Annotated in this window: 7 protein-coding genes; 3 read left to right on the top strand and 4 right to left on the bottom strand. The window is 71.6% G+C overall.

All coding sequences use genetic code 11. The features are described from left to right. Positions 1 to 276 precede the first annotated feature (276 nt). The 3 genes from MQN93_RS36210 to MQN93_RS36220 form a co-directional block, all read right to left on the bottom strand. Positions 277 to 1,122, bottom strand: coding sequence for a spermidine synthase (locus MQN93_RS36210; protein ID WP_242712869.1), 846 nt, complete (start codon positions 1,120 to 1,122; stop codon positions 277 to 279). A gap of 103 nt (positions 1,123 to 1,225) precedes the next feature. Then, entirely contained in the window at positions 1,226 to 2,395 is a 1,170-nt protein-coding gene (gene tuf / locus MQN93_RS36215) for an elongation factor Tu (RefSeq protein WP_016434044.1), read from the bottom strand. Positions 2,396 to 2,674: 279 nt separating this feature from the next. Then, a complete protein-coding gene (locus MQN93_RS36220) occupies positions 2,675 to 3,397 on the bottom strand; it encodes a DNA alkylation repair protein (RefSeq protein WP_242712870.1) in 723 nt (240 codons plus the stop codon). A 49-nt stretch (positions 3,398 to 3,446) separates the two neighbouring features. On the opposite strand from MQN93_RS36220, the gene MQN93_RS36225 reads away from it, so the two are divergent. Beyond that, entirely contained in the window at positions 3,447 to 4,214 is a 768-nt protein-coding gene (locus MQN93_RS36225) for a TVP38/TMEM64 family protein (RefSeq protein ID WP_242712871.1), read from the top strand. Between the two features lie 49 nt (positions 4,215 to 4,263). Here the strand turns inward: MQN93_RS36225 and MQN93_RS36230 are convergent, their stop codons facing one another. Beyond that, positions 4,264 to 5,433: a thiolase family protein gene (locus MQN93_RS36230; protein WP_016434047.1), complete on the bottom strand. Its 1,170-nt coding sequence runs from the start codon at positions 5,431 to 5,433 to the stop codon at positions 4,264 to 4,266. A gap of 107 nt (positions 5,434 to 5,540) precedes the next feature. Here MQN93_RS36230 and MQN93_RS36235 point away from each other — a divergent pair, with 107 nt between their 5' ends. Further along, positions 5,541 to 6,011 (top strand): winged helix-turn-helix transcriptional regulator, encoded by a 471-nt coding sequence (locus MQN93_RS36235; RefSeq protein ID WP_016434048.1) that lies wholly within the window; start codon positions 5,541 to 5,543, stop codon positions 6,009 to 6,011. Between the two features lie 134 nt (positions 6,012 to 6,145). After that, the coding region (locus MQN93_RS36240) for an undecaprenyl-diphosphate phosphatase (protein WP_242712872.1) at positions 6,146 to 6,921 on the top strand (776 nt) is incomplete at its 3' end.

Consider the following 6,921-nt stretch of genomic DNA (forward strand, 5'->3'; position numbering starts at 1 on the left):
TCAACTGGCACCCCTCCGGCCCGTCGGCACCGGCGACGCCACCGCATCCGCATCCCGCACCAGCTGCGCCCCGAACGAACCCCGGGGGCCCGCTCCTTGGGCCAAGACCGAACGCCCCACCCGGCGGCTCCGGCGACGGACCCGCCTCCTCGTCCCACACCGGCTGCGCGTCGGCGACAAACCTCTGGACCCCGCCCCCCAACCGGACACCAAGCCCCCGCCCGGACACCCCAACAGCCGCGCCCCCGACGACCAACCCCCAAATCAGAGCCCCCCTCAACCAACCCCAAACGCCCCACCCGGCGGCTCCGGTGACGGAACCGCCTCCTCGTCTCGTACCGGGTGCGCCCCCGCGGTGAGTTCGCGGATTCTCGGGCCGTGTTCGACTCGGGCCGGGAAGGTGTCGGAGGCGGTGAGGCGGGCCAGGGTGGGGGTGTCGAGGGGGTGGTGGGCGGCGGCGAGGACTGCGTTGCCGAAGCGGCGGCCGCGTAGGACGGCTGGTTCTGCGATGAGGACGAGTTCCTCGAACACCGCGGCGAAGGTGGCGAGTTGGGAGCGCAGGAAGGTGAAGGGCGTGGCGTCGGCGAGGTTGGCCAGGTAGACCCCTCCCTCGCGCAGCACGCGTGCGGCCTCGCGGGCGTAGGCGAGTGAGGTGAGGTGTGCGGGGACGCGGGAGCCGCCGAAGACGTCGGCGACGAGCACGTCGGCGGAGTCGGCCGGGGCCGCTTCCAGCCAGGCGCGCGCGTCGGCGGTGTGCAGGGTGATGCCGGCGTCCGGTGGGAGCGGAAGGTGCTCCACGACCAGGTCGAGAAGGGCGCGGTCCGCCTCGACGACGTCCTGCCGCGAGCCGGGCCGGGTCGCGGCCAGGTAGCGGGGAAGGGTGAGCGCTCCCCCGCCGAGGTGCAGCACGTCCATCGGCACCCCCGGCGCCGCCACCGTGTCCAGGACATGCCCGAGCCGCCGCGCGTACTCGAACTCCAGGTGCTCCGGCGCGTCCAGGTCCACGTAGGACTGGGGCGCCCCGTCGACCGTCAGCAGCCAGGCCCGCGCCCGGTCGACGTCGGGCATCAGCTTGGCGGTCCCGTGATCGACGTCGCGGGTCACGGGTATGGGCTCGTCCACGGCTCCATTGTGCCGGGAGCGGGAGGCGGAGCAGACGGTTCCGCCTCCATCACCGGCCCGGGCACGCGGCGCCCGCCCCCGAAGCGGCGGGCGCCGCACACGGTCAGCCGACCGCGGTGACCGTGCCCGCGCCCACGGTCCGACCACCCTCACGGATGGCGAATCCGAGCCCCGGCTCCAGCGGCACGTCCCGCCCCAGCTCGACGGTCATGGTCACCGTGTCGCCGGGCCGGGCGACGGCCGTCTCGCCGAGGTCGACGTCGCCGACCACGTCCGCGGTGCGGATGTAGAACTGCGGCCGGTAGCCGGTCGACACCGGGGTGGTGCGTCCGCCCTCGCGCGTGGACAGGACGTACACGCGCGCGGAGAAGCGCCGGCTGGGCGCCACGCTGCCGGGCGCGGCGACGACGTGCCCGCGCCGGACCGCGTCCCGCGGCACCCCGCGCAGCAGCAGCGCCACGTTGTCCCCGGCCTGCGCCTCCTCCATCGGCTTGCCGAAGGTCTCCAGGCCGGTGACGACGGTCTCCAGCCCGGCGCCCAGCACGTCGACCCGGTCGCCCATGCGGACGACTCCCCGCTCGACCGCACCCGTCACCACGGTCCCCCGGCCGGTGATGGTGAGCACGTTCTCCACGGGCAGCAGGAACGGCGCGTCCAAGTACCGCTCGGGCATGGGCACATAGGTGTCCACGGCGTCGAGCAGCGCCTCGACGGACGCCGTCCAGCGCGGGTCGCCCTCCAGGGCCCTGAGCCCGGAGACCCGTACGACGGGCACGGAGTCGCCGCCGTAGCCCTGCGCGGTGAGCAGTTCGCGGACCTCCAGCTCGACGAGGTCGGTGAGCTCCTCGTCGCCCGCGTCCGCCTTGTTGATCGCGACGACGATGTGGTCCACGCCCACCTGCCGCGCGAGCAGCACGTGTTCGGCCGTCTGCGGCATGATCCCGTCGACGGCGGAGACGACGAGGATCGCCCCGTCGAGCTGCGCGGCGCCGGTGACCATGTTCTTGACGTAGTCGGCATGGCCCGGCATGTCCACGTGCGCGTAGTGGCGGGTGTCGGTCTCGTACTCGACGTGCGCGATGTTGATGGTGATGCCGCGGGCGGCCTCCTCCGGAGCGCGGTCGATGCGGTCGAACGGCATGAAGGTGCCGGTGCCGCGCTCGGCCAGCACCTTGGTGATGGCGGCGGTCAGGGTGGTCTTGCCGTGGTCGACGTGGCCCATGGTGCCGATGTTGAGATGCGGTTTGGTGCGCACGTACGCCGTCTTGGACATGGCGGTACCTCGAAGCCTCTTCGTAGGAGAGATCAGGAAGATCAGGACCCCAAGGACGTGCCGACCCTCCCCCTGCGGGGTCCGCCGGACGTTCCGGAGAGGGTCAGCTTCGGGCGCCGTCGACTGCGGCGACGAGTGTGGGAACGGCAGCCTTCGGGGCATCCGCGACCGCGGATGCTGCGAGGTGGAAGGCGTACCGGAACATGACGTCGATCATCGCCGACGCGTCGTCGGACGTCGAATGGTTTTCCGCCGGGCCGAGTTCGGGGACGTGCGCGTTCAGGGGCCGATGTTCTTCAGGGCCTCGCGGACCGACAGCGGTGCGAACCGCCCGCGTTCGCGCGCGAGGAACGTCCGTACGGCCTCGGGATCGGTCTTGGCGTATTCGCGCAGACACCAGCCGATGGCCTTGCGGATGAAGAAGTCGGGGTGCCCGGACTGGCGCAGGCAGTAGGTGAAGAGGCGTTCGGTGTCGGTGTGTTCCTTGTGACGCAGCTGGTGCAGCAGGGCGGTGCGGGCGACCCACAGGTCGTCGTCCACGATCCACTGGTCCATGTCCGCCTTCAGCGCGGGATCGGCCGCCACCAGCGCGCCCACCACATGGGCGGCGAGGAGATCGACCGTGTCCCACCAGGGGACGGTGGAGACGAGGTGCCGGGCCACCGGCAGGAAGCCGGAGGAGCACACGCGCGCGTGGCGGCGCAGATAGTCGACGGCGAAGTAGTGGTACTCGCGCTCGGGCAGCTGCCAGCAGCGCAGCGCGATCGCTCTGCAGTCGGCCTCCGTGGGGCGCGGCAGGCCCTCCAGGACCGTGCGGGACAGGCTCCGGCGCACGGGCGTGGTCAGGCCGAGGAAGGGGGCCACGTCCTTCATGTACGCCCGCATGGGCGCGGCCCGTTGGGGGTCGGCGGCCGGGGCGTAGACGGCGGCGAGCCGCTGCAGGACGGTGTCGGCGAGTGTGCTGGACGGCACATCCGGAATGCCCGCACCTGTGACGCTCATGAGACGAACCATACGGCGATCACACACATATGTCGGTTAGTGTCACCGGATGCTCGATGCCACCACCCGCTCTGGGGGCACCGCCACGGCCTCTCCCCGGGCCACCGCCACGGAGCTCGCCGTCGCCGCACCCGCGCCCTCGGGCCTGAGCGTGCGCTGCACGCGCGTGCTGCTCTCGCCGTGGACGCGGCTGTCGCTTCTCGTCGTCCTGCTCGCCGCCGCCGCGAGCGCCGTGCTGATCTACGAGCCGCAGCGGCTGCTGGCGCACGGCTGGCCGCCGCAGCTCGACGGGGCCGCGGCGACCGTGGTCTTCGCGGTGGCGTACGGCCTGTGCACCGTGGCCTTCGTGCCGCGGCCGCTGCTGAACCTCGCGGCGGGTGCGCTCTTCGGCTCCCAGCTCGGCACCGGCGCCGCGCTGGCGGGCACGGTCCTGGGCGCCGGGATCGCCTTCGGCCTCGGCCGTGTACTCGGCCAGGACGCGCTGCGCCCGCTGCTGCGGGGCAGACTGCTGAACGCCGCGGACGGACAGCTGAGCAGGCACGGCTTCCGCTCGATGATGGCGGTCCGGCTCTTCCCGGGGGTGCCGTTCTGGGCGGCGAACTACTGCGCCTCGGTCTCCCGCATGGGCTGGCTGCCCTTCCTGCTCGCGACGGCGCTCGGTTCCATCCCGAATACCGCCGCCTACGTCGTGGCCGGCGCCCGCGCCTCCGCGCCGACGTCGCCCGCCTTCCTGATCGCCATGGCGTGCATCGCCGTACCGGCCCTGGTGGCCGCGGTGGTGGCCTGGCGCAAGCGGCACCACCTCAGGAGCCGGTAGGCGTCCACCACACGGCTTCCGGGATCGCCTACACCGCTTCCGGGATCGTCTACACCGCTTCCAGGATCATCGCGTTGGCCAGACCGCCCGCCTCGCACATCGTCTGCAGGGCGTAACGCGCGCCACGCGCGCGCATGGCGTGCACGAGGGTCGTCGTCAGGCGGGCGCCGCTGGCCCCCAGCGGATGGCCGATGGCGATCGCGCCGCCGTGCACGTTGACCTTGCCGAGGTCGGCGCCCGTCTCCTGCTGCCAGGCCAGGACGACGCTGGAGAACGCCTCGTTGACCTCGAACAGGTCGATGTCGTCGAGCCGCAGACCCGCCCTGCGCAGCACCTTCTCGGTCGCCGGCACGACGCCCGTGAGCATCAGCAGCGGGTCGCTGCCGGTGACGGCGAAGCTGTGCAGCCGTGCGAGCGGGCGCAGCCCGAGGCGGGCCGCGGTCTCGCCGGCCATGATGAGCACGGCGGAGGCGCCGTCGTTGATGGGGCTCGCGTTGCCCGCGGTGACGTTCCACTCGATCTGCGGGAAGCGCTCGGCGAAGGCGGGGTCGTGGTAGGCGGGCCTGAGGCCGGCGAGGATCTCGGTGGTACTGCCGGGCCGGATGCACTCGTCGCGCGTGACGCCCTCCAGGGGCGCGACCTCGGCGTCGAACAGACCCTGCTGCCAGGCGGCGGCGGCCTTGTGGTGCGAGGAGACGGCGAAGGAGTCCATCTGCTCGCGGGAGATCGACCACTTGGCGGCGATGAGCTCGGCGCTGATGCCCTGCGGGACCAGGCCCTCTGGATAGCGCTCGGCGACTTTGGGGCCGAAGGGGTCCTTGCCCTCCGGCACGTTCGACCACATCGGCACCCGGCTCATCGACTCCAGACCGCACGCCACGACGATGTCGTACGCGCCCGCCATGACGCCCTGCGCGGCGAAGTGCACGGCCTGCTGGGAGGAGCCGCACTGGCGGTCCACGGTGGTCGCCGGGACGGTCTCGGGGAAGCCGGCCGACAGGACGGCGTAGCGGGTGGTGTTCATGGCCTGTTCGCCGACCTGGTCGACGGTCCCGCCGATGACGTCGTCGATCAGCGCGGGGTCGACGCCCGAGCGTTCGACGAGGGTGCGCAGGGTGTGGGCGAGGAGCTCGACGGGATGGACGTGGGCGAGGGCGCCACCGGGCTTGCCCTTGCCTATCGGGGTGCGTACGGCTTCGACGACGACGGCGTCACGCATGTGCGGGCCTCCAGGACGAGCAATGACCGATTACCAGTGAGTAGGAAATCCAAACTCACCATAACTCCGTGAGTTGGAAAAACAAACCCTCCTCTAGACTGGGCCTCATGGCCGCCCCGAAAGATCCGCGTCCCTGCTCCATCGCCGACACGCTCGCGCTGGTCGGCGAGAAGTACTCACTCCTCGTCCTGCGGGAGGTGTGCCTGGGCAACGGCCGCTTCGACCAGCTGGTGCGCAACATCGGCGCCCCGCGCGACATCCTGGCCACCCGGCTGCGCCGCCTCGTCGACGCCGGGATCCTCGCCAAGCGCGTCTACAGCGAGCGTCCGCAGCGCTTCGAGTACCGGCCCACGCAGGCGGGACTCGACCTCGAGCCGGTCCTGATGACGCTCATGGAGTGGGGAGACCGCCATCTGCGCACGGAGGACGACCGCCCGATGGTGATCGAGCACATCTGCGGCAGTGAACTGGTCCCCGTCGTCACCTGCGGGGCCTGCGGCGAGGCGGTGCGTCACGAGGATCTGACGGCCCATCCGCAGGCCGAGGGCTGGACGGTCTCGGGGCCGTCGGCCGCCTGAGACGACGGGGCGGCGCCCACAACCCCCGTGCCGGGCCTGTCACTCGGGGACGCTACGCTGCCCGTGATCTCCACGCCCGCCGGTGCGGTGCGCCCTGCGCCCTTCCACGATCAGCACTTGGACTCCCTGACGTCATGTCCTGGTTTGAATCACTCGTCCTCGGACTCGTCCAGGGGCTGACCGAGTTCCTCCCCGTCTCCTCCAGCGCGCATCTGCGGCTGACCGCCGCCTTCTCCGGCTGGAAGGACCCGGGGGCGGCGTTCACGGCGATCACGCAGATCGGCACCGAGTCGGCCGTGCTGATCTACTTCCGCAGGGACATCGGCCGGATCGTCTCGGCGTGGGCGCGCTCGCTGGCCGACAAGAAGATGCGCAGGGACCACGACGCGCAGATGGGCTGGCTGGTGATCGTCGGCTCGATCCCGATCGGGGTGCTCGGGCTGCTGTTCAAGGACCAGATCGAGGGGCCGTTCCGCGATCTCCGGATCACCGCGACGATGCTGATCGTCGTCGGCGTGGTCATCGGCGTCGCCGACCGACTGGCCGCGCGCGACGAGACGGGGGGCCGGCACCGGGCGCCCAAACAGCGCAAGACCCTGGAGAACCTGGGCGTGAAGGACGGGCTGGTCTTCGGCCTGTGCCAGTCGGCCGCCCTGATCCCCGGCGTCTCCCGCTCCGGCGCGACCATCAGCGGCGGCCTGTTCATGGGCTACCGGCGCGAGGCGGCGGCCCGTTACTCCTTCCTCCTCGCGATCCCCGCGGTGCTCGCCTCCGGTCTGTTCGAGCTCAAGGACGCGATGGAGAGCGACCATGTCTCCTGGGGTCCGACGCTGTTCGCGACGGTGATCGCCTTCGCCTCCGGGTACGCGGTCATCGCCTGGTTCATGAAGTGGATCTCCAACAAGAGCTT

Origin of the sequence: Streptomyces spinosisporus, from assembly GCF_022698145.1 — a bacterium.
Taxonomy (GTDB): Bacteria; Actinomycetota; Actinomycetes; order Streptomycetales; family Streptomycetaceae; genus Streptomyces; species Streptomyces spinosisporus.

What these genes read in the sequence shown, in the direction of transcription:
- MQN93_RS36235 (WP_016434048.1), top strand. Translation starts at nt 5,541, where the DNA reads ATGGCCGCCCCGAAAGATCCGCGTCCCTGCTCCATCGCCGACACGCTC.
- MQN93_RS36220 (WP_242712870.1), bottom strand. Translation starts at nt 3,397, where the DNA reads ATGAGCGTCACAGGTGCGGGCATTCCGGATGTGCCGTCCAGCACACTC.
- MQN93_RS36225 (WP_242712871.1), top strand. Translation starts at nt 3,447, where the DNA reads ATGCTCGATGCCACCACCCGCTCTGGGGGCACCGCCACGGCCTCTCCC.
- MQN93_RS36230 (WP_016434047.1), bottom strand. Translation starts at nt 5,433, where the DNA reads ATGCGTGACGCCGTCGTCGTCGAAGCCGTACGCACCCCGATAGGCAAG.
- tuf (WP_016434044.1), bottom strand. Translation starts at nt 2,395, where the DNA reads ATGTCCAAGACGGCGTACGTGCGCACCAAACCGCATCTCAACATCGGC.